The organism is Pseudohongiella sp., from assembly GCF_040877505.1.
GTDB lineage: Bacteria > Pseudomonadota > Gammaproteobacteria > Pseudomonadales > Pseudohongiellaceae > Pseudohongiella.
Map to the genome: position 1 here is coordinate 25,799 of NZ_JBBDNQ010000029.1, position 20,997 is coordinate 46,795.

Annotated in this window: 18 protein-coding genes and 1 tRNA gene; 10 read left to right on the forward strand and 9 right to left on the reverse strand. The window is 50.7% G+C overall.

What is annotated here, in order from left to right; all coding sequences use genetic code 11:
- Positions 1-351: 351 nt before the first annotated feature.
- Both WD071_RS10885 and WD071_RS10890 read left to right on the forward strand, forming a co-directional pair.
- Positions 352-1,062, forward strand: coding sequence for a hypothetical protein (locus tag WD071_RS10885; RefSeq protein WP_368048403.1), 711 nt, complete (start codon positions 352-354; stop codon positions 1,060-1,062).
- A 451-nt stretch (positions 1,063-1,513) separates the two neighbouring features.
- Entirely contained in the window at positions 1,514-2,002 is a 489-nt protein-coding gene (locus WD071_RS10890) for a hypothetical protein (RefSeq protein ID WP_368048404.1), read from the forward strand.
- A 232-nt stretch (positions 2,003-2,234) separates the two neighbouring features.
- Here WD071_RS10890 and WD071_RS10895 read toward each other — a convergent pair whose 3' ends face one another.
- From WD071_RS10895 to WD071_RS10905, 3 genes are all read right to left on the reverse strand, one after another.
- Entirely contained in the window at positions 2,235-2,558 is a 324-nt protein-coding gene (locus tag WD071_RS10895) for a DUF6626 family protein (protein WP_368048405.1), read from the reverse strand.
- Between the two features lie 178 nt (positions 2,559-2,736).
- Complete coding sequence (locus WD071_RS10900) at positions 2,737-3,294, reverse strand: hypothetical protein (protein WP_368048406.1); 558 nt, start codon at positions 3,292-3,294, stop codon at positions 2,737-2,739.
- A gap of 174 nt (positions 3,295-3,468) precedes the next feature.
- Positions 3,469-3,759 carry a hypothetical protein gene (locus WD071_RS10905; RefSeq protein WP_368048407.1) on the reverse strand — a complete coding sequence of 97 codons (291 nt, stop codon included), beginning with the start codon at positions 3,757-3,759 and terminating at the stop codon, positions 3,469-3,471.
- A gap of 453 nt (positions 3,760-4,212) precedes the next feature.
- Between WD071_RS10905 and WD071_RS10910 the strand changes: the two genes are divergently transcribed.
- From WD071_RS10910 to WD071_RS10935, 6 genes are all read left to right on the forward strand, one after another.
- The gene (locus tag WD071_RS10910) at positions 4,213-4,803 is read left to right on the forward strand and encodes a tyrosine-type recombinase/integrase (protein WP_368048408.1); all 591 of its coding nucleotides are present in this window, start codon (positions 4,213-4,215) and stop codon (positions 4,801-4,803) included.
- A gap of 1,051 nt (positions 4,804-5,854) precedes the next feature.
- Complete coding sequence (locus tag WD071_RS10915) at positions 5,855-6,325, forward strand: hypothetical protein (RefSeq protein ID WP_368048409.1); 471 nt, start codon at positions 5,855-5,857, stop codon at positions 6,323-6,325.
- 82 nt (positions 6,326-6,407) lie between these two features.
- The gene (locus WD071_RS10920; RefSeq protein WP_368048410.1) at positions 6,408-6,818 is read left to right on the forward strand and encodes a hypothetical protein; all 411 of its coding nucleotides are present in this window, start codon (positions 6,408-6,410) and stop codon (positions 6,816-6,818) included.
- Positions 6,819-6,875: 57 nt separating this feature from the next.
- Positions 6,876-7,496: a hypothetical protein gene (locus tag WD071_RS10925; protein WP_368048411.1), complete on the forward strand. Its 621-nt coding sequence runs from the start codon at positions 6,876-6,878 to the stop codon at positions 7,494-7,496.
- A 144-nt stretch (positions 7,497-7,640) separates the two neighbouring features.
- Entirely contained in the window at positions 7,641-8,027 is a 387-nt protein-coding gene (locus WD071_RS10930; RefSeq protein WP_368048412.1) for a hypothetical protein, read from the forward strand.
- Positions 8,028-8,160: 133 nt separating this feature from the next.
- Positions 8,161-9,036 (forward strand): tetratricopeptide repeat protein, encoded by an 876-nt coding sequence (locus WD071_RS10935; protein ID WP_368048413.1) that lies wholly within the window; start codon positions 8,161-8,163, stop codon positions 9,034-9,036.
- Between the two features lie 321 nt (positions 9,037-9,357).
- On the opposite strand, the gene WD071_RS10940 is transcribed toward WD071_RS10935, so the two are convergent.
- Positions 9,358-9,434 (reverse strand) — tRNA-Ile (locus tag WD071_RS10940).
- Between the two features lie 149 nt (positions 9,435-9,583).
- Between WD071_RS10940 and WD071_RS10945 the strand changes: the two genes are divergently transcribed.
- Positions 9,584-10,018: a cytochrome c gene (locus tag WD071_RS10945; RefSeq protein WP_368048414.1), complete on the forward strand. Its 435-nt coding sequence runs from the start codon at positions 9,584-9,586 to the stop codon at positions 10,016-10,018.
- 4 nt (positions 10,019-10,022) lie between these two features.
- Here the strand turns inward: WD071_RS10945 and WD071_RS10950 are convergent, their stop codons facing one another.
- Together WD071_RS10950 and WD071_RS10955 are read right to left on the reverse strand one after the other, a co-directional pair.
- Positions 10,023-11,471: a hypothetical protein gene (locus WD071_RS10950; RefSeq protein ID WP_368048415.1), complete on the reverse strand. Its 1,449-nt coding sequence runs from the start codon at positions 11,469-11,471 to the stop codon at positions 10,023-10,025.
- A gap of 96 nt (positions 11,472-11,567) precedes the next feature.
- Positions 11,568-13,148, reverse strand: a complete 1,581-nt coding sequence (locus tag WD071_RS10955) for an alanine/glycine:cation symporter family protein (protein WP_368048416.1) — start codon at positions 13,146-13,148, stop codon at positions 11,568-11,570.
- Between the two features lie 347 nt (positions 13,149-13,495).
- On the opposite strand from WD071_RS10955, the gene WD071_RS10960 reads away from it, so the two are divergent.
- Positions 13,496-16,456 carry a TonB-dependent receptor gene (locus WD071_RS10960; protein WP_368048417.1) on the forward strand — a complete coding sequence of 987 codons (2,961 nt, stop codon included), beginning with the start codon at positions 13,496-13,498 and terminating at the stop codon, positions 16,454-16,456.
- 121 nt (positions 16,457-16,577) lie between these two features.
- On the opposite strand, the gene rpoD is transcribed toward WD071_RS10960, so the two are convergent.
- The 3 genes from rpoD to WD071_RS10975 form a co-directional block, all read right to left on the reverse strand.
- Entirely contained in the window at positions 16,578-18,443 is a 1,866-nt protein-coding gene (gene rpoD, locus WD071_RS10965; protein WP_368048418.1) for an RNA polymerase sigma factor RpoD, read from the reverse strand.
- Between the two features lie 89 nt (positions 18,444-18,532).
- Positions 18,533-20,395: a DNA primase gene (gene dnaG, locus WD071_RS10970; RefSeq protein ID WP_368048419.1), complete on the reverse strand. Its 1,863-nt coding sequence runs from the start codon at positions 20,393-20,395 to the stop codon at positions 18,533-18,535.
- 125 nt (positions 20,396-20,520) lie between these two features.
- Entirely contained in the window at positions 20,521-20,979 is a 459-nt protein-coding gene (locus tag WD071_RS10975) for a GatB/YqeY domain-containing protein (protein ID WP_368048420.1), read from the reverse strand.
- Positions 20,980-20,997: the final 18 nt, after the last annotated feature.

The window sequence follows — 20,997 nt, forward strand, 5'->3', positions numbered from 1 at the left end:
TTGAGTCAATGCGCTCTGCTTTTCGAGAAAGCACGTTCCCAGCGCTAGCAAATCAAACACACACAAGAGATCAAGATTCTGTTGATAGGCGCTTTTAGGTGCTGTGGGTCGTGTTCTTTGTTATGGTTTGCTAGCGCGGGAAACACTGCGTACAGGACGATGTGTAACCCCATAAGCATGTAATATATGCCGAGCTCGCCCATTAGTAGTTCCGATCACCGTCAGCTATATTGAACAAATTACTGGTTAGGAGTTCAATCTTTGAGTCCCAAAAATCGCTTACCTACGGAACAGAATGCGAATAAAAGTCTACACCCACTAAATGTCGCGCTTCCTTATTTTAAAGTGCTGTTGGCTTCGGATGAATATCGGAAGTACTGCATAGCGAAGATAGCTGAAGATCATGTAGGGGTGGCGAAGTTGCGCACCAGGTACCCAAATCTACAAATAATATGGGATTTCTGGGGCGACATATACTCATTTGATAGGCGGCTGGACGAGATAAAGTACTTTCGTCAGTGGTTTATGCTGAACTACTTCAAGTTCCACAAAATATCTTTCAAAGACGTTCAGGTTGTATGGGCTGGTGAAAAGATCGTAGCAAAAGAGGGAATTGTATATTGCACAGTTCCAAGGAAAATGGACAAAAATACGGCTGCCCGGTTATACAAAAGCACTAGGAAAGAGTTAATTTCGGTTGCGAACAAGGCAGTGGGCGACTACGTTTTAAAGCTCAATAAGAATCCATCTTTCAGCATTAAAAAGGCGAATCAATTCGAAAGAGAACTTGACGTAATATATTGGAGGCGGTTTAGGGGGCTCAGCTCAGTGCAAGTAGTTTCTATGGCTTACCGGAAACGAAAGCCCGCATGGGACGAGTTCAGGTTAACAGTTAAAAAATGCGCAATTGACGCAGGAGTCACGCGCTTAAAAGATCTTGACAGAGAAACCATGAATTCAGCTGTTAGGCACATAGACCGGTTGAATCAAAAGGGACAAAAAATAATTTATGCATTGCTGAACGACGAGTTCTCGTTCCCAGAAGACGCCAGCCCCTATTGATGGTCAGATACATCCTCTTGTAAATTAGTGATATTGTTGCCTTTTACTTGCCGTACATGAATGCGAGACATTTTTTGCCCGAAAGCGGCAACATTTTTGTCTTTTACTTAATACCGCCAGATTCTTTAATATCCCTCCTGCTGAAAGCCAAAAAAGCATGCCTTAGCTACTGCCGGGTGCGCCGCTCTTTTGCTCGGCTCAGTTAATCCATTGCGATTCTCTGCAAACGCTCTTTAACAATTCGTTCCGGCCCGTAGCCGGATGCATAAATTTCGCGCGAGGTGATTCGTGGGGTCTTTTTGACTGCCATGTAGGTCATGGTGCGCAATATCATACTTAATAGTATGGAGGAATTTGAACAGCAAGTGCTGTTCCCGTCACGCACAATTAATTCTGAACATTCGCCATTGCGTGGGCGGCTGGATTGTTCGGATCATATGGAGATTTAAATATGCATGTAAAACAGGGCTCTACAGGGAAAACAGTAGTTCCTTCCTCGTTCGCTAAAGATACAGGAGATGGAACGAAAGGAAAGAACAAGGCTGTAACTGTAGACACACGAAAAACCATCAAACGGCTTCAGGCAGATGCCCGCCGAAAGACTGACGTGCTAGACAAGCTGGAAGTAGCTTACAGGTTATATATGCGCATCAGGCACAAGCTGCATTATATGCGCTCAGTTGATCCCGGGGAGCTATTAGACATACTCAAAAGCCAGCAGACGAAGACTTGGAGTGAAGCAGTGATTCGTTTGATATTCAATGACCCTGAATTGAGTGACAAACAGGTCAGCGATTACGCCAAGGTAATAGCGCTATCCGGCAGTTTCTGTAGCTACGTAAATGCCTTCAAGTCAGGAGTTAATTTCGCTGGTGGTATTGATGGTATGCTCGCAATATATACCCCTGAAGCCATCCGTTTTGATGAAATTTATCCCTAATTAAAATAGGGATATTGGTTGCCGGTGGTGTGTCTTAAAAAGGAAGCATAGTGATAACTTTAATATTCACTATGCTTCCTTTTTTTGGTGGCCTACCGACAGTATGGTTTGCCAAGCGATTGTGGTTCTTTTCGTGAAACTCTCGCTGACTTCAAATATACAGCCTTATTTCAATTCAGGTGCTCATTTGCGCTACCGGAGTGAGTACAGCGGAATACCTGCTGTCCTATTTTTATAATATTGTCTCTTGGGAAATATTTTGCCATACAGTCTCCGATAGTCGCTTATATAACGAGTGATTCTGCCATGCCCTACTTGTTGTGGCCAAAGGTGATGACGCTGCTATATCCATCCATGAGGAGCTCAGCGATGCCAAGTTCCTGTATAGAGCCAATAGGGCAGATTCAGAGATATCTATGTTTTTGTGTTTCATTACAGCCAAGTAACTTCGGCTTCTATTCAGGTATTGCTTGCTGAACTCATTGTCTGATATTGGCCGTAGTTCTCTCTTGCTTAGTTCGACCTTGATAGCTTCTACTGTCTCTGTTCTGGTCAATATGCTCTCCTATGTCGGTGTGATCGTTACGTGCTTTATTTTGGTTATAGTAACTGCACTGTTAATTAAAACAGTTCCGGTATTCACTACGATTTGCGAGCTAACTTCAAGTGGCCTCCATCTCTGACAGTGGGTTCGCATTGCAAACTCCACCAAGATTCGGGTTGATGTCAGGCGCTTATCGCTGTTGTCGTCGATTCGGCTGTCGATTTTTTTGCAGTCTTGCGTTGTCAGAGCAGCTTTCAATGAACGTCCCACGATTGCCTTTGCTGAACTCCTTCAGGCCATAGTTTATTAGGCCATGCACTCCGCCTCGTCCAAAGTCTACATATTCGAACCTGATATCGCGGTGCTCACAGATCTCGACCCACAGGTCGCTGAAGACACATCGAAAAGCCGTCTCCGAGACGTTTTCCGGGATTTCGATCAGCCAGTGTGCGTGTGTGGTGTTATAGGCGCTTTTTGTTAGCTGGGCACCCTCCTCAAGCCACAATGCTTTATACAACCTGTGGTTACCCTTCCGGAAGATTACGCGATCAAGGCGGTTGCGGAAGTGAGAGCAACACTTGTGTACGTCAATTTGCTTTCTCTTGGCGAAGTGCGCGGTGACGAAGAGATGTAGCTTTTCTTCAGGTTCGCCTGTATCCCCGGCCGTAATGAAGGTGTAGACATCATGAAACGCCTGCAGGCGCAGACCTGCGTCTTGTTCTTGTTTATCGTATTTGATTGTTTGCATACCCTTATTTATGCAATGTTAAATAATTAAGCGCAAAATAATGGTTTTACCTATAAATCAAGCATATACATGTTGATTTGACTGATTCTTAAGACTGGTCAACACGAGGTAGACCTTTTCAGGGATGCCTGTATCGGTGAGCAACAAATGGTCTGGTACAGGCTCTCAGCCCGTTTATCGAATTTTATTGGGATACGGCGGCTTCGGAGGAGTAATGCCGCGCGCACTCATTCTCGCGCGATTAACTTCGCGATCAAGCAAGTGACTTTCGGTTTCTTCATCAACCATGTCTTCGTAGGAATCATCGTAATACTCATTCATCATATGGAATGGGACTTGAATATCGCGTTCAGTCTGATCCCGATGGATTTCTTTCTCCATTTTGCCAAGCTTCCGCTCGACATCAGTCTGTGGGAGTGGTCCGGTTCGATAGTCCCAATTCGATCGTAATGGAATATCAAGCACACTATTGCGTTTCCTTGGGCTTAGGTTTGAATATATTTCGTGTAGTAGCATGTGTGCTCCTGTCTGCTGTTTATAGTATTTATCCCTAGTGCCCATTATTAATGAGTTAAGAGCCTGTTATTCACCTTTCAGGGCTCTCTGTCGTGCCCATGCAGCTATTTGCTGAGAAAAGTAATGTCTACTTATATGCAAGCATTTCCATGTCGAGTAATAATGTATGAAAATTACAATTAGCCAACAATAGTGTTGCCAGCCCAATAAATACAATAGATAGCAGTCTCCTCGGATTTCAGTAGGAATCCGAAAAGTTTGAAACTATTATTGTTTTTAACGAAAGCAAACAATAGTTCAATAATATGACGAGAGACTGGAAGCTGACAGAGAAAGAATTACAGGAGCTATTACTAGTTCGTAAGGTTGTCATCAGTCCGCTCATCGATGAGGAGTTAGATAATGAAGCAAGCCAAGGTACTCAACCAAGACGAATTGAAGCGACTTCTGAAGATCGTGAAGGTAACGAGGTATCAGGACCGAAATAGACTAGTAGTGCTCTTATCGTTTCTGGCCGGTTTGCGTGCGTGTGAGATTGCCCAACTTAAGGTAAAGGACGTTTTGTCCGTCAGGGACGACATTGTTGAAGTCAAAGACACGATCTACTTGAAGTCCTATCAAACAAAGGGCAGCTCAGATCAGCAAGTGGTAGTTAATGAGACGCTTCGTAAGGAAATAGGCCTGTACATCAGCAAGAACCCTCAGTTACTTAAGAATCGTGAAGGATTCCTGCTTCGGTCCCAAAAAACATGCGAAGGGTTTAGCTCTCAGACAATCCAGAACCTGTTTCGCACTCTGTACAAGGAGGCAGGTATCGAGAATGCTTCATCACATAGCGGCAGGCGTTCATTTATAACCAATCTCAGTGAAAAGGGCGTGTCAGTGCGTGTAATACAGGAGTTGGCACGGCATGCGAGTATGGTTACAACTCAAAAATATATCGAAATATCAGCAGGTAAGCTGCGTAACGCTGTGGATTTGGTAGGGATTTGATCAGATGGTCGCAGCTTTATCCCGTATCCCCTTCCGTTTGTCGCGAGATCGCGAAAAACTACCCAATCTCCAATTTTTCCGTTAATCTCTCGACAATCATTGATACCTAAAATCAGTAAATTAAGCGTAAACTCAATGATTTATCGATTCAAAATATCGAAATGGGCGGTTGAACCGTAAATATTATTATAAGGCCGAAGGCCTAACAAATCGGCTGTAATGCAATTATGGAGTGGCAAGGAATGACGAGATACATTTTGTTAATCGCAACATCTGTATTATTTGCAGGATGCGCTAGTGATTTATCTTTAGGACCAACTCCATATTCTCAGAAGCTTGAGTGCGACATTGTAGAACGTTTGCGCTTTGAAGTTGGCTGTCGCTCAGGCTACAGCAGTTCTATCATTGGCCAAAATAGACACCTCGTATCGTTCGAAGGACGTTCTCGAACATCTTTAGAAAGGGCGACTGATTTCGCCATTCTAAGGTGCTCAGAGTTAGCGTTGGAGAGGGAAGTAACTGCTATTACCTTTGCAATCGTTGAGCGTCAACTAGTCAGTTCGATTTCAACTAACAGTGATGGAAATGTATCAAGTTCAGATTATCCTCTCGTTTCGATCGAGTGTGATTTCTCTGGATCAGGGACATCTGATGCTCTGTCTGCGATCCAGACGAACTCTGAGATAAGAACAAAGTACGGCATTTAACGGAGATTATCTGATGTCAGGCACAAAAGTCTTTTGCCCTACCTGCGACGAATACACATTCTGCGAAAGCATCCCGATTAACCAGCTGAATGTCTATAGGAGTCGACCTGGTCAGCGAGTACTCTCTGGTGTCCAGCCTTTCTTGAGGGTGAGGCATTGTAATGCTTGCAAAGGAAAATTTGTAACAGCAGAAGTGCCCTATGAGTCCATTAAAAAAACAACGGACTATATAAAGCAACTGAAATCACTCAATGAGAAATACCATGTATAGCAAGCGCTTGTAAAGTGACGCGTACGCGCGACTTGAGGCGAGCGTTATTTTACAAAAGAGGTTCATCTTAATAATGGGTTCTGAGTTCGTGGATAAAGGTGACAGACCGACGGGGAAAGAATACCTTTCGGCTTCGCTAGAAGATGTTATTGATCGAGCTAATAAAAGCTCTAATGAAAGCGAAATTCAATTTGTTACAGCACTATTTTCGGCCAAATCCCTTGATAATCAGCGCAAAACATCAAATAAGATGTTCTATGTTGCATTTTTAACTACGATGATTGCGGCTCTATCTCTTGCTCAGAACTATTATTCATCTATTGGAGGTGCTGCTGTGGACCGAGAGCTAGTTAAAATTAGAAATGAAGTATCAGATCAAGACAAGGAAATTATTAAGCTTCAAACGAAAGTTGCGGCTACTGCATCTAATCTAGAATTTCTTAGAGCACAAAACGAAGAGTATCTTGGAATAATCGAAAACCTTATCAGTATCGAAATAGAACATAAAAAATCAATACAGCCGTCCGCTACAGTGGCTGATTGAGGCGTTATGCTTTTTGGGAAAACAATGGCACGAATATTATGTATTAGCCTTTTGGGAAAATGGAAAAATGGAGATTTGACAAATGTCTGCACTTACGATCACTAAAGTCATTGCGTTTGAAGAGGTATTGCCAAAGGAGAAGGTAATGTCGAAAATCGAAGACGCTCTAAGAAAGGAGTTTGATAAAGTAGAAATTGGTGCAGGTACCGATAACGAACCTCAACTTTACTGTCGTGTTAAAACAAAGCTTCTGAACCCGATTGTATCAATCAAGGGGAAAATAAACGTTCAGACAAAAGACAATAGAGCGAAAGTCATGATTGATGCAGATACAAAAACCAATGGTTGGTTCTGGTTTACGTTTATGATTGGAATATTTTTCTGGCCTCTTTGGTTACTTATGTTTTTTATGTATTGGTCTCAGAAAAAATCCTCAATACAATCATTTGAAAAAGTATTTGAGCGTATGGAATTTGACCTAAGCGGATTCTGATGAGGAATCAGAAATAATTTAGCCAAAACGGATAAGTATTTGAAGTAAGAGCTATCGATGAACATGATTCATAAAATTCGAGATCTGGCAAATCGTGCCATAACGGCCCACATGAAGGGTGAGTACACGGAATGTATTCTTGCTGCAAAGCGATTAATCGAGCAGATATGTAAATCTCTACTTAAAAAGAAGGGTGTTACGTTTGAAGTTTACATAGAGAAACAAAACCGACATCAGGAATGGGGTCTGGAGAAAATTATTAAGGAGTGCGAGGAAAGAGGATTAATACCTGAGAGTTTGGCAACAGAACTCATGCTGGTCAAAGACTGGAGAAATAACTTAGAGCATGACGCCAGGAGTAGCAAATCAAAAAGCCTATCATCAATAAGTTTGGAGACATCCAGAAAAATCTATAGCCACGCCTTAGAGGTGTTGGATTTGCCAACTATTAATAGATGGCCAGATAACATTGAAATAGCGCAGGGAAACATGCTTCCGTTCGATCCGATCGATATTGCGTGGGAAAACGGGCAGTTAATTGCTATCGGATCAAAAGGGCAAAGAGCCGTGATTGATTTCAGGAATGATGCAGCTTCGTGGATTGATGAGTTTGGAAATAAAAAAATATATAAGGGAAACATTAGCGAGGCGAATTCTGGAAAAGGGTGGGCAGGCTAACGTGCTCTTAACAAGCGCTTCCAGTTTGACGCCAAAACCTACTCGTTTTTATTTCACTAGCTACGCCCAAAAATTTAACAAAAAAATGCTACGGCTTCGGCACAGCTGAAGCGAGCACTAAAGCGCAATAGCGAGATTCGATAAATGTCATGGTTCAAGAAGAAAAAAGCGAATCCAGAAAGAGATGAGTTTAAAAAACAGTTTGAGTCAGTGATCACATCTCTAAATCAAGCAAATCGAATCGCTAGGATAGCTGTGGGCCACAGCATCAATATGGCCAACTCAATTTTCTTAAAAAACTATAATAATGTTGAGGAATTTCAGAAGGCATCGAGAGAAGAGCAATTTGAATACCTAAATAGATTATCCATGCTTGAAAAGCAGATGTGGTCTGAAGATCAAATGACTAGTATTGGAGTCGGTCTGTTTAAAATGTGGCTCTGCGCCGCGATGGAGAATGACGGTGAGCTGCTAAGCCTGTTCTCTAAAGAAGTGGCGAAATTAAGCAAAGACGGTGATCTTTCAGTATGATTATGTTGCGCTCTAACAAAGCCAATCACAGCTACAGTTTCTTTCTTTGCGAATCGCCTCACTCCCTGCGCGAGTGAGTGTTGAGTTTAGAGCGATAGCGGATGGCATCACAATGTATCGAAGGAAAAGGTTTATGAGAATTTTGATCATTATCGCATTATCGCTTTTATTTTCGGTGACGCAAGTCGCCGCTCAGACTGCTCAGATTGATGCCCTCCGCGCTCAAGCTGAACAGGGCGATGATTCTGCTCAATACAATTTGGGTTTGGCATATGCGAATGGCAGAGGTGTGGAGCAAGACCTCTCAGAAGCTGTGAAATGGTGGCGCTTAGCTGCTGAGCAAGGCGTTGATTCTGCTCAGTACAACCTAGGTGTTTTGTATTCGAGCGGCAGAGGTGTTGTACAAAACTATCAAGAAGCTGTGAGATGGTATCGTTTAGCTGCTGAACAAGGTCTTGCTCATGCGCAATTCAATTTGGGTAATATGTATGAAAATGGCAGGGGTGTTGCGCAGAACGGACAAGAAGCTGTGAGGTGGTATCGTTTAGCTGCTGATCAAGATTTTGCTTTAGCGCAATTCAACTTGGCTCTCATGTATGACAAGGGCGATGGTGTCGCACAAAACTTTCAAGAAGCAGTCGATTGGTATCGATTGGCTGCTGAGCAAGGTGTTTCTGATGCGCAATTCAACTTGGCTCTTATGTATGACAACGGCGATGGCGTCGCACAAAACTTTCACGAAGCAGTCAAATGGTATCGGTTGGCAGCTGAGCAAGGTCATGCTGGCGCTCAATACAATTTGGCTATTAAGTATATAAACGGCAACGGTGTCAGACAGAATGATCAAAGAGCTTATATATGGTTTTCAGTAGCGGCGGCTCGAGGAGACACTGAAGCAGCAGACGCAAGAGATCACATCAGAGCACGACTTTCTACCCAAGCATTAGAACAAGCTCAAGTACTCGCTACAAAATGCTTTGAGTCAAACTTCGAGGACTGCGGAGAGTAGGCTTATCGCTTGCTGTCGCGCTGATTGAGGGTGATGACGCTGGTAAGCGAATACTAAAGGAGGGTTCTACCCCGTTTTCACGGCCACTTCAAAAGAGCCTTTAAGATAGAATAGGGCAGATGGTCTTGTGCGGAAACTAGTCGTTGTTTATAGCGCTAGCTAAGGCTGGGCCGCGTGTTTCGGGCTCTTCAGGAGGTGCGGCACTACAAACAAAAAGGTGTGCAAGAAGTGAATGGGAGTGTGCAAGCGGTGTGCAAGCAATAATATGCGCTTACTTTAACGCGCAAATAATTGCAACGTATTGATATTATTAATATAAATTGGTGGGCCCACCTGGACTCGAACCAGGGACAAACGGATTATGAGTCCGCTACTCTAACCAACTGAGTTATAGGCCCGCGCGGTACTGCGGAAGGCGGATTATAAGGTTCTGCGCGCCAGGTTGCCAGCCCCATTCCGGTTTGCCAGGCAAGATTTTGCCCGGTGGCCCTGAATCCGATGATCAGCAGTCAGCGTATTTAACTGGCCCATCAATTCAGGAGTTGTCATGAAAAATCTTGTCCTGCCCGCCATTGCCCTTGTTTTTGCCTTTGTCATTTTTGATATTGCCTATTCGGATCTGGAGGTCAAGTCCCGCCCCAGTGTCCACTCCTGTTCTGGTGAGTGTTATCAGAACTATATAGCGGCCAATGGCACCATCGTCGAACAGCAGCGTGCGGCGGCGGAAGCGGCTGCCTCCGCCAGTCCTGCGGAGCTGGGTCAACAGACCTACGCCAGCTGTCAGGCCTGTCATGGCGCCGATGGTCAGGGTGGTATCGGGCCGCAGTTGCAGGAGCGTGACGCGGCGTTTATCACGCAGGCGCTGACCGCCTACAAGAACCGCGAAACCCGGGGTGCTCAGAGTGCACTCATGTGGCCATCTGCGGAAGCCCTGTCGGAGCGCGACATAGAAAATCTGGCGGCGTTTGTAGAAACCCTGTAAGTGCTCAGTCTGCAGCGTGCAGCCGGATCGGATTCGAGTAGAACCACAGGTCTGACCAGGGGTCTTCGCCGCGTGGGTCGAGCTCGGGTTCCAGTTGCGCGGTGTTGGTGCCTCTCACCCTAATGTAATGGTCGCTGGGCAGGGCGTCGAAGTGGTAACTTACTTCGCGATAGTTGCCATCAACAGTCCAGTCGGCTTCCGTGAAGCGCGCAAGCACCTCGGTCTCAGGGTGGGTGTCGGTAGCCGGGTCGCTGGCGCGGCCGCGCATTTCGCCGGCAATCAGGTCGACCCGGGCGACTGACGGGTTGTCGCCGTGATGGTTGCTGGTGTCGGGGTCCAGAAACCGGATGGTGATGGTGACAGATTCATCGGCCGGCACCTCTAACGTGCCGCCGATGTGCGCTTGCCCGGCTGCGGATTCGGCAGTGACATGCAGCTCGGTGATCAGATCGCCGGTGGTGACAAACAGCCGGCCACCGCGTATGCCATCCAGGATATCGTGGTAATTCTTCTCGGCCCACACGTAGGTCTTGGAGTACTCGCCAGGCCAGAAGTCCACGCCGCCCTCACTGTAGTGCACATGCGAGTCCGAGTTCGCCGTGATCCACCAGTCCCGGCCTTCGCTGAGCATGGAGTCCCAGAATCCACCAACAATCGCGGTCAGTTGATCGAACCCGCCCATGGTGGGGTGATTGCCATAACCGCCGCGCGGGCCATTCGCATCAATGGAACCGTCGGGATTCAGGGCCGCCGCCTGATGCCCCGGCGCACCTTCCATGCCGATGGCGATTTCGGGCGCCAGGTCATTCCAGGCGCGCAGTTCCTGCGGTGTATAAAGCCCATACTCACCTTCACCTCGAGCAGAGCGCGACGGGTGGTGGGCGAAAACTACCGGTGTTTCCGGAAACGTTTTCATGACATCCAGTGCTTCGAGTATCCTGGGTTCGGTATCCCAGCTGGGGTCGGCGGGCCAGGGCTCGCGTTTGTTGAAACTCGATTCGATGCTGTGTAACCGCTGGGCCTCGTCCTGGGTATGGGGCATGATCAGGCTGGAGTGGTCGGCGCCGGGGGTGTCGAATTCCATGCCGTAAAACTGGATGACATCTGGCACCACGATGCGGGATTGCTGCAGTTCGGGATAGGCCTGATTCAGGTTGACCTGGCTGTGGTTGGGGCCGCCGTGATCGGTGGTCACCATCCAGCCCAGCCCGTAATGTCTCGCCATCAGGGCATTCATCGGCGTCGGGTAGATGGCGTCACCGCCCAGGATAGGGGCAGGTGGATTCTGTTCGCGATCCCAGCCGGTGCTGAAACGGCTGTGGATATGGTGGTCGCCAGCAATCCACTGGCGTCCGCGATCTGATTGGCCTTGGGCCTGAACAAGATAAGCGGTCATGCTGGCGATGACGGCCAGGCTTATTAGTACAGGTAGCGGGCGACGCGGTGAGCGCATGGCGTTAACCTCCGAAATAGGCAGAATTTCCATTCTGACGACGGTATGTGAAATTTCCGTGACCTGGCGCCCTTTTTTGTTGCTACAGGTTTGCCGTTACAGGTGCCTCTGATTCTCGTGTGTCCAGTGCTCGGTTTCCAGCCCGATGTCGGCAGAGATAAATTTGCCGCCGTTGGTGTCCCGGTAGTGCGCCAGTGCCTTGTATACCAGCGGTGCGCCGAGCAACAGGATGGGTATGTTCAGGTAGACCATGATGATATTGGTCAGGTCGGTGATGGTCCATAAATTCCCCAGCTCCAGCCCGGCCAGCACCGTCAGGGCGCCGAAGGGTACAAACACCAGCGAGCCCAGTACCCGAACTCCCATAATGAACGCGGTGGAGCGGGAGATGAAGTTGGCCGATATCTCGGCAAAGGAAATCATGCCCAGCAACGTGGTGAAGGCAAACAGAGCGTAACACGCTGCCAGAATGATGATCACTGTCTGTGAAATAAACACGGGCACCAGTGCTTCCACAGAGGCCAGATAAGTGCCGATGCGCGAGGCGCTGTCCGTGGCCCATTCGGCGCTGCTGGCCGAATCGGTCCACAAATGCGCGAGCACCACAATAAAGCCGGTGAGTGTGCAGATAACGATGGTGTCGAAAAATACACCCAGGCTTTGTACAAAACCCTGTTCGCAGGGATGATCGTTGTCGGCAGCCGCTGCGGCCATGGTGATGGTGCCCTGGCCTGCCTCGTTGGACATCAGGCCGCGCTTGACGCCTTCGGCCAGAGCCACGCCCATGGCGCCACCGAACAGTGCGTCGGGTGCGAAGGCGCCAACAACAACGGCGGAAAAGAAGCTCGGAATCAGGGGGAAATTGATCAGCACGATGAGCAGTGAAATGACACAGAACACCGTTGCTTTGATGGGAACAAGCACGTTGGTGTAGGCGGTGACACGCCGGATACCACCTAATATCAGCCAGGCGCAACTGACGACCAATACCAGGGCGATGACGTAGTACAGTGTTGACTGACGCTCAGACACAGTGCCGCTGGCAGTATCGGCAATCATGCCGATGGCAGTAAACACGTTAAAGGTTTGTACCGGCACGTTGAACAGTGCGTAGATCATAAAAGCGACACTGAGAATGATACCGACGATGCGTTTGTTGCCGATGATGCGGCGGCCATAAAAAGGCATGCCGCCTACGTATTCGCTGTCTTTTTTTTCCTTGAACAGCTGGGCCAGTACTGATTCCATAAATGCAGTGGCCATGCCAAACAGTGCCGCAACCCACATCCAGAACAGGGCGCCGGGACCGCCAACGGTGATGGCGCCGGTGACGCCGACGATATTGCCAGGACCTGCGCGCATGGCCAGTCCCAGCAGAAAGGAAGCCAGAGCGCTGATACCGGTCCGATCGCTGCGTTTACGTAGCATGATGGGTATCGCCCGGGTGAAACTCAGCGTTTGCACAAACCGGGTTTTAACGGTGAAGACAATGCCCATGCCGAGCAGGATAATCACCGCGAGAGACAATTGTCCGAGCAGGGGTATTGCCCGGTATGCCGCAAACTGGGTGGGGAAGTCCCAAACCGCATTGGAGATCGGGGCAATAAAACCGAAGAGGTTATTGACCGATTCAAATAATTCCTGCACCCGATTCACCTCGTTTTTGGTCGATGACAATATCTTGCTGTCTGGTAAGCAATTTACCATGGTATTGGCTTCAGGTTAACCGTCGAAGCAACTGATTGACTTGGCTTTAAGTTCTGGGCTACTCTCTCGCGACAGCGAAGTTGAGGTATGTCATATCTCGGTTTTTTGTGCAGTAGCGAAACCAATAAAAACAAATGGGTATTTTGGTGACGTTTCATGAAATTGGCTATGTGAAGTCTAACTGGTAGTTCAATCAACGAGCTTTTCGCTGGGTTAATGTTTGAATGCAGTAGAGATTGAGCGAAGAGATAAAATAGTCAATGCGCTTAGTATTTTATTGACAATAATAATGAAGTTTATAAAAGAAAGGGGAAATCATGAAACTGAAGAAATCCATCGTACAGATGGGTTTGGCGGCGTCCGTCATGCTGCCACTACCCATGGTCGCTGTTGCCCAGCAAGGCACCTCGGCTGATATCGAAGAAGTTGTTGTAACTGGCTCCCGAATCCGACGGGACAGTTTCGACTCATCGTCACCGGTCACTGTAGTCGATTCCGCAGCGATCGAAGCCAATGCGACACCCAACCTGGGCGAAGTACTTGCCAATCAGACATTCAATTACGGTACCGACGTGCAGACCAACGGTTATGCCGCGCGCGGTCAGGGCGGGGTTACCTCCTCTGCCAACCTGCGCGGCCTGGGCCCTGGCGCAACGCTGAACCTGGTCGACGGTCAGCGCACCAACAACACCAACCTCAACGCAACTATTCCGCAGATTGCCATCTCGCGTATCGATATTCTGAAAGACGGTGCCTCGGCATTGTATGGCTCTGATGCGGTAGCGGGTGTGGTGAACGTTATCACTAACAAGGGTTATGAAGGCACTGACGTCAGTCTGTTCCATCAGGAGGACCGTGGCGGTGATCTGGTAGAGAAACAGTACGAACTGATCACGGGTACGGCGACTGACAACGGCCATTTCGCCATGGCGCTGTCCTACTCCACGCGCACTACGTTGGAGCAGACCGACCGGCCCGAGTTCCTGCGCAGCGGTTTCCAGCGTTCAGGTACCGGTAACCCGGGTACGTTTGCCGTGCCAACACGTGATGCTTCCGGCCAGCTGACCGGTACTTCTGCCCGTACACCTGATCCGGGCTGTGGTATCGACAACGGCTCCGGTACCGACGTGGGGGTAAAGGGAAATTACGCCAGTGGTCAATTGCTGGGTACCACCTGTAACTTCCATTTTGGTGAGTTCTGGGACTTCATGAGCGCTCAGGACAAGATGAGCTTGTGGACCAACTATGAGCACCGCTTTAATGACAACCTGACCAATGATTTTAATATCAATGCGTCACGTCTGGAAACGTTTACCCGTGGTTCGCCGCAGAACCCCGGTGGTCGTATTCCGGAACTGCCGGTAGTTGCGGGTGAACACCCTGGTAACCCCTACCGCGCCATGGCCAACCGTGGCAATGGTATGGAACCGCTATACGCCCTGGCAGGTCCTGATGGCAATCCGTTGCGTGATGCCAACGGTGTTGTGCAGCTCGCTGCAGATCCCTATAACTCTGCGTTGGGCGTGCCCTTCAACGAAGACGTGCGAATCACCGAGCTGCGTATAAACGCATTTAAGCTGCAGACACAACCAACGGCTGTGAATGATGACGGTGCCTTCCCGCAGGGTGTGGACCGGTTCGATATCAGGCTCGCAGATACCCTGACTTATGAAGTGCCCAACTCAAGCTGGGCGGTATCGCTGGCCGGTATCTATCAGTTCGGTCAGGATGATGCACTGGAGAAGAACTCAAGCCAGTTGGCACTGATTCAGGGTATCAATGGCACCCTGGTGGCGGATCCGTCATCGCCAGAAACCACAGCGTACTACAACCCGTTTGCCAGTTCGGTCTTTAACTGTACTGATCGTGTGTGTGCCAACACGGGTACACCGCAGTATGCGAACTCTCAGGCAGTCGTCGACGCTATCACGATCGCGGGCCTGACCCAGACCGAGAATACGTTCAAGTCAGTGGAGCTGGCGGCAACCGGTGAGGTGTTTGAGATTCCTACCGGTATGATTCTGGGTGCCTTTGGTATCGAGTATCGTCAGGACGAAGTCGACGTTGACTTTGATGCAGCGCGTAACCAGTGTGACTACCACCAGGGTGGCTGTGCGGTTGACTATACGGCCGAGCAGGACGTGAATTCTGCGTTCTTCGAGCTGGCGGTACCGTTGACCACCAACCGCCTGGGTGAGGCCGAGTTCCAGATCGCCGGTCGCTACACAGACTACGGCGGCTCTATCGGTGACTCATTCGATCCGAAAGTGGCATTGCTGTGGCAGCCGCTGGATATCTTGTCCGTGCGTGGTTCCTGGAGTTCGGCATTTATTGCCCCGGGCCTGGCTGACCTGTACTCGCCACAAACCTGTGCTTTGCAGAATGCCGGTGATCCGTTTGATGGCTCAAACGCTTTCCGCGTGGCCTGTAACGAGGGTAACCTGAACCTGACACCGGAAACGGCCGATGTGTTTAACGTAGGTGCGTCATTGAGTCTGCTGGAAGGCGCGTTGTCGATTGGTGTTGACTATGCGGAATATGACTTTAAAGATCGTATTTCCAGCACCACATTGAACCAGGTGGTTAACCTGGACTACCAGGCTTTCCTGGCCGCCGGTGGTGACCCTAACAGCCAGGCCAGCAAGCTGGCGTGGTTCAATGGGCCCAACTCGGACAAGAACATCAACCGTGACGTTGATGGTGTCATGAGCCGGGTCATCGTGTCCCGTCTGAATGCACAGACCATGAAGCACCGCGCGCTCGATCTGTACGCGCGTTATGACCTGGATCTGGGCAGCTTCGGCAACATGGTGTTCAACCTGGATGCCACACAGGCTCTGGAATATTCCTACGACCTGGGTCTGGGAATTCCGGCCGGTGACGGTGTTGGCAGCCAGAATGAGTCCATCGCGGAAGTACCGCCGATGCCTGAGTACCGCGCCAACGCTACCATGAACTGGAATCTGGGCAATCACAGTGCGCTGTTGCGCGCTCGCTGGATTGATGGTTTCGACTACTCGTTCAACTCGGGTGCCCTGTTGGCCGGTCAGATTGCCATCAATGGTCGTTCGGCTGCTGCCAGCATGACCTACATTGATGCCAACTATGCCTACACCTTTGACAGCCTGATTGGTGATCGTGCCACTCGCTTCGAAGTGGGTGCGCGTAACCTGGGTGACCGGTTCCCTGAGCCGTTCTTTAACCTGGGCGGCATTGAAACATTCGTTCACGATATTCGTGGCCGAATGGTGTATGTCCGCATTAACCAGGAGATCTAAGCTCTCCGCATAAAAAAAGGGGACGGAGCCTTGGCTCCGTCCCCTTTTTTTTATCTGCTGACTTACTCGTCTCTCTACCGACTTACTCGTCTTTTTATGGACTTACTCGTCTCTTGCTGACTTACTCGTCTAAGAAACTACGCAGGTGGTCGGAGCGGGTCGGGTGGCGCAGTTTGCGCAGGGCCTTGGCTTCGATCTGACGAATGCGTTCACGCGTCACGTCAAACTGTTTGCCGACCTCTTCCAGCGTATGGTCGGTATTCATGTCGATGCCGAAACGCATGCGCAACACTTTGGCTTCGCGGGCGGTCAGGCTGTTCAGCACTTCGCGCGTGGCTTCACGCAGGCCTTCCTCGATTGACGAATCCACCGGTGATTCCACCGTTGAGTCTTCAATAAAATCACCCAGGTGCGAGTCTTCATCGTCGCCGATCGGCGTTTCCATGGAGATTGGCTCTTTGGCGATCTTCAGCACACGTCGAACCTTGTCTTCCGTCATCTCCATGCGCTCACCGAGTTCTTCCGGCGTTGGCTCGCGGCCTTTCTCATGGACCATCTGGCGGCTGATACGGTTCAGCTTGTTGATGGTCTCAATCATGTGCACCGGAATACGGATGGTGCGCGCCTGATCGGCAATGGAGCGGGTAATGGCCTGGCGAATCCACCAGGTGGCATAGGTCGAGAATTTGTAGCCACGACGGTATTCAAACTTGTCGACCGCTTTCATCAGGCCGATGTTGCCTTCCTGAATCAGGTCGAGGAACTGCAGGCCGCGGTTGGTGTACTTCTTGGCAATCGAGATCACCAGGCGCAGGTTCGCCTCGACCATCTCTTTCTTGGCGCGGCGTGACTTGGCTTCACCGATGGACATGCCACGGTTGATTTCCTTGATTTCGGCGACTGTCAGGCCGCTTTCTGCTTCCATGGCCTGCAGTTTGCGCTGGGAGCGGTGTACTTCATCAGCGATGTCCTTCAGGCGCGCAACCCAGGGCTCCTTGCCTTTGGCAAACTGGTTTATCCATTTTTCATCAATTTCGCTGCCGGGGAAGGTGGTCACGAATGTCTTGCGTGGCATGCCTGCGGTGCGTACACACAGAGCCATGATGGCGCGCTCATGGCGACGAACGCGGAACAGCGCGGCGCGGGCCTGGTTGACCAGCACTTCAAACAGTTTGGGTGTCAGCTTGAAGGTTTTGAACATCTCACCCAGTTTGTCCAGTTCGGCCAGGGACTTTTTATGGGTGCGGCCGTGCTTGCTGATCAATTTCTCGGTGAGCTCGTACTGCGCGCGCAGATCGACAAAGCGCAGGCGCGCCTCTTCCGGATCGGGACCGGACGTGGTTTCTTCGTCATCGGCATCGATGGTGGTGGAGTCGTCATCATCGTCGCTGGTGCTGGCGGACGCGGCGCTGGTGTCGGCTGCGTCGTCCGCGCCGGCGGCGGCCGGCAATTCGGGGTCATCAACTTCCAGGTAGCCGGTAATCACGTCGGTCAGGCGACGCTCTTCTGCAGTCACCTGATCGTATTCGTTCAGCACATACGCCACGGTGCCCGGAAAGCTGGACATGGATTTCATCAGCTCGCGCAGGCCTTCTTCGATACGTTTGGCGATAACAATCTCGCCCTCACGCGTCAGCAGCTCCACCGTGCCCATCTCGCGCATATACATACGCACGGGATCAGTGGTACGGCCGGCTTCGTTCTCAACGGCGGCCAGCGCAGCAGCGGCTTCGGCCGCCGCCAGCTCGTCGGTGCCGCCTTCTTCGCCATCGTTCAGTAACAAGGTATCGGCATCGGGTGCGGTTTCAAACACCTTGATGCCCATATCATTGATCATCTGAATGATGTCTTCGACCTGATCCGGATCCGAAATCGATTCGGGCAGGTGATCGTTGACTTCGGCGTAGGTTAGATAACCTTGCTCTTTGCCTTTGGCAATAAGAGCTTTTAAGCCGGATTGAGGTGAACTCAGGCGCGAATCAGACATAGCTTCCCATTCGGTTAAGATATAACCGCTTCTTAAATAAAAATCAGCCGGGCATTATAGCCCTTGTGCTGGATGGTTTCCAGTGACATTCAATCACCATGGTTCTCGTTTTTTACCGACCGCAATCGTGGTTTAAGCTTTTCAAGCAGCTGGCGGCGCTGCTGGTGTTTATCGGCTTCCTGGCGTAGTTGTCGAATAACAAAACTGAATTCCTCGGCCTGGCCCGCCGCAGGCGTGATTCTTTCTTTTTCCAGCAGTTGTGTCAGGCGTTTGCCGGGCGGTGTGCCATAACAATGGCCCAATAATGCGTAAGTAGTAATATCGGGGTCAGATTGCGCAAATTCAAGGAGTTCCAGCAATAAATCCACGTCCGGATCCCCAAGCTGGCGCAGTGCGCTCAGGTCACCTTCCACCGACGCTGCCAGTGCGGGCTGGTGCAGCAGCAGTTCAATGGCAATCAGGCCGGCCGGTTTACTGACCCGTTTGCCGCGCGCTGCCGGTTCGCTGGCCGGGCCGGCGGCAGAACGCTGGCCCTGTCGGGCGGATGTTGAGCCTGCGGCATGGGGTGGCACATCCCGGTCGGGCGGCCCATCAGTCGGTGGCCCTGCCTCAACCGGCGCCGCAGCAGGCGTCTGCTGCAGCAATCGGTCAATGGTGTCGCGCTGGCTGCCAGTGATATGTGCCAGCTGATCGAGCATGAGCTGCTGGAACAGGCCGCGTGGCAGCAATTTGATCAGCGGAATGCTCTGGCTGAACAGGCGGGCCTTGCCGTCCATGCTGCTGGCATCGGCGTCTTGCTGCATGTGATCAAAGAAGTAAGTGGACAGTGAGTCCGCCTTGTTCATGCGGGCCAGAAAACCATCGGCGCCTTCTTTGCGCACCAGCGTGTCCGGGTCCTCGCCTTCGGGCAGAAACAGAAAACGGATCTGGCGACCATCAGCCATCACCGGCAGTGAGGCCTGCAGCGCACGCCATGCCGCTGTGCGACCGGCGTTGTCGCCATCAAAGCAAAAGATGATTTCCGGCACCAGGCGAAACAGTTTTTCCAGGTGGCTGGTGTTGGTGGCCGTGCCCAGCGTCGCCACGGCAAAGCTGATACCGTGCTGGGCCAGCGCCACCACGTCCATGTAACCCTCAACAATAACAAAACGTTCCGGCTTCTGCGCGGCCTTGCGTGCTTCGTAGAGTCCGTACAGCTCGCGGCCTTTGTGGTAAACAGGCGTTTCCGGTGAATTCAGGTATTTGGGTTTGTCGTCGCCCAGTACCCGGCCACCGAAGGCGATGACCCTGCCACGGCTATCGCGGATGGGGAACATGATACGGTCGCGGAAACGGTCGTAATGGGTGTCCTGGCCGTCCTGGCGGCGTTCCGCATCGCGGGCGATGATAAGGCCCGCCTTCTCCTGGATGGGACGTTTGATCTTGTACTCATCCAGGTGATTGAGCAGGTTGTCCCAGCCCGGCGGCGCCAGCCCGATGGCAAAACGCTTGGCGATCTCGCCGGTCAGGCCTCGTGACTTCAGGTAAGCCACCGCTTTTGTGCGTGCCGGATGCTGGCGTAACTGTTGCTGATAAAACAGATTGGCCTGCTGCAGGGAGGTCAGTAGTTCGTTGTTTTCGCTGCTGCGCTGCTGCCCTGCCGGCGAGCGCTCTTCGCGCGGCACGCTCAGGCCGCAATCGGCCGCCAGGGTTTCCACCGCTTCGGGGAATTCCTTGTGATCAAAATTCATCACAAAACCCAGGGCATTGCCGGCAGCGCCGCAGCCAAAGCAATAGTAGAACTGCTTCTCCGGCTCTACGCTGAAGGAGGGTGTTTTTTCCTGGTGGAAGGGGCAGCAGGCAGAATAGTTTTTACCGGTTTTGCGTAGTTTGACGCGTTTGTCGATGACATCAACGATGTCGACCCGGCTGAGCAGGTCGTCGATAAAATTCTGCGGAATCAGACCAGCCATGGACGCTAAACCCGGTAGTGTGGTCGGTGGTCAATTTAGTATTGTCAGTAGTGTAGCAAATTAACGCGGCCTGGCAGCGGGAGTCTGCAGCAGGAGGGCTGCTGCCGGATGCGGGCGCCAGAGAATCAGGCCTGGCCGAGTTTGCTCTTGATCAGTTGACCTACGGCGCCCATGTCGGCCCGACCGGCCATCTGAGGTTTCACGGCCGCCATGACCTTGCCCATGTCCTGCACGCTGCTGGCACCGGTATCGGTCAGTGCGCGGGAGACAATGGCATCGATTTCGGCGTCTGTCAGGGGTTGTGGCATGAAGGTCTGCAGCACCCTGATTTCCGCCTGCTCTATGTCGGCCAAGTCATTGCGTTCGGCGCTTTCATACTGACGAATGGACTCGCGGCGCTGCTTGATCATCTTTTCAAGAATGCTCAGAACGCGCGCATCGTCAGGCTCGATGCGTTCATCGACTTCGATGCGTTTGACTTCCGCCAGCGCCATGCGCACGGTGCCCAGGCGAGCCTTGTCTTTCGCTCGCATGGCATCTTTCATCGCTTCAGTGAGCTGAAGCTTTAGTGCGCTATCGGCCATAGAGGTGTCCAGATCAGC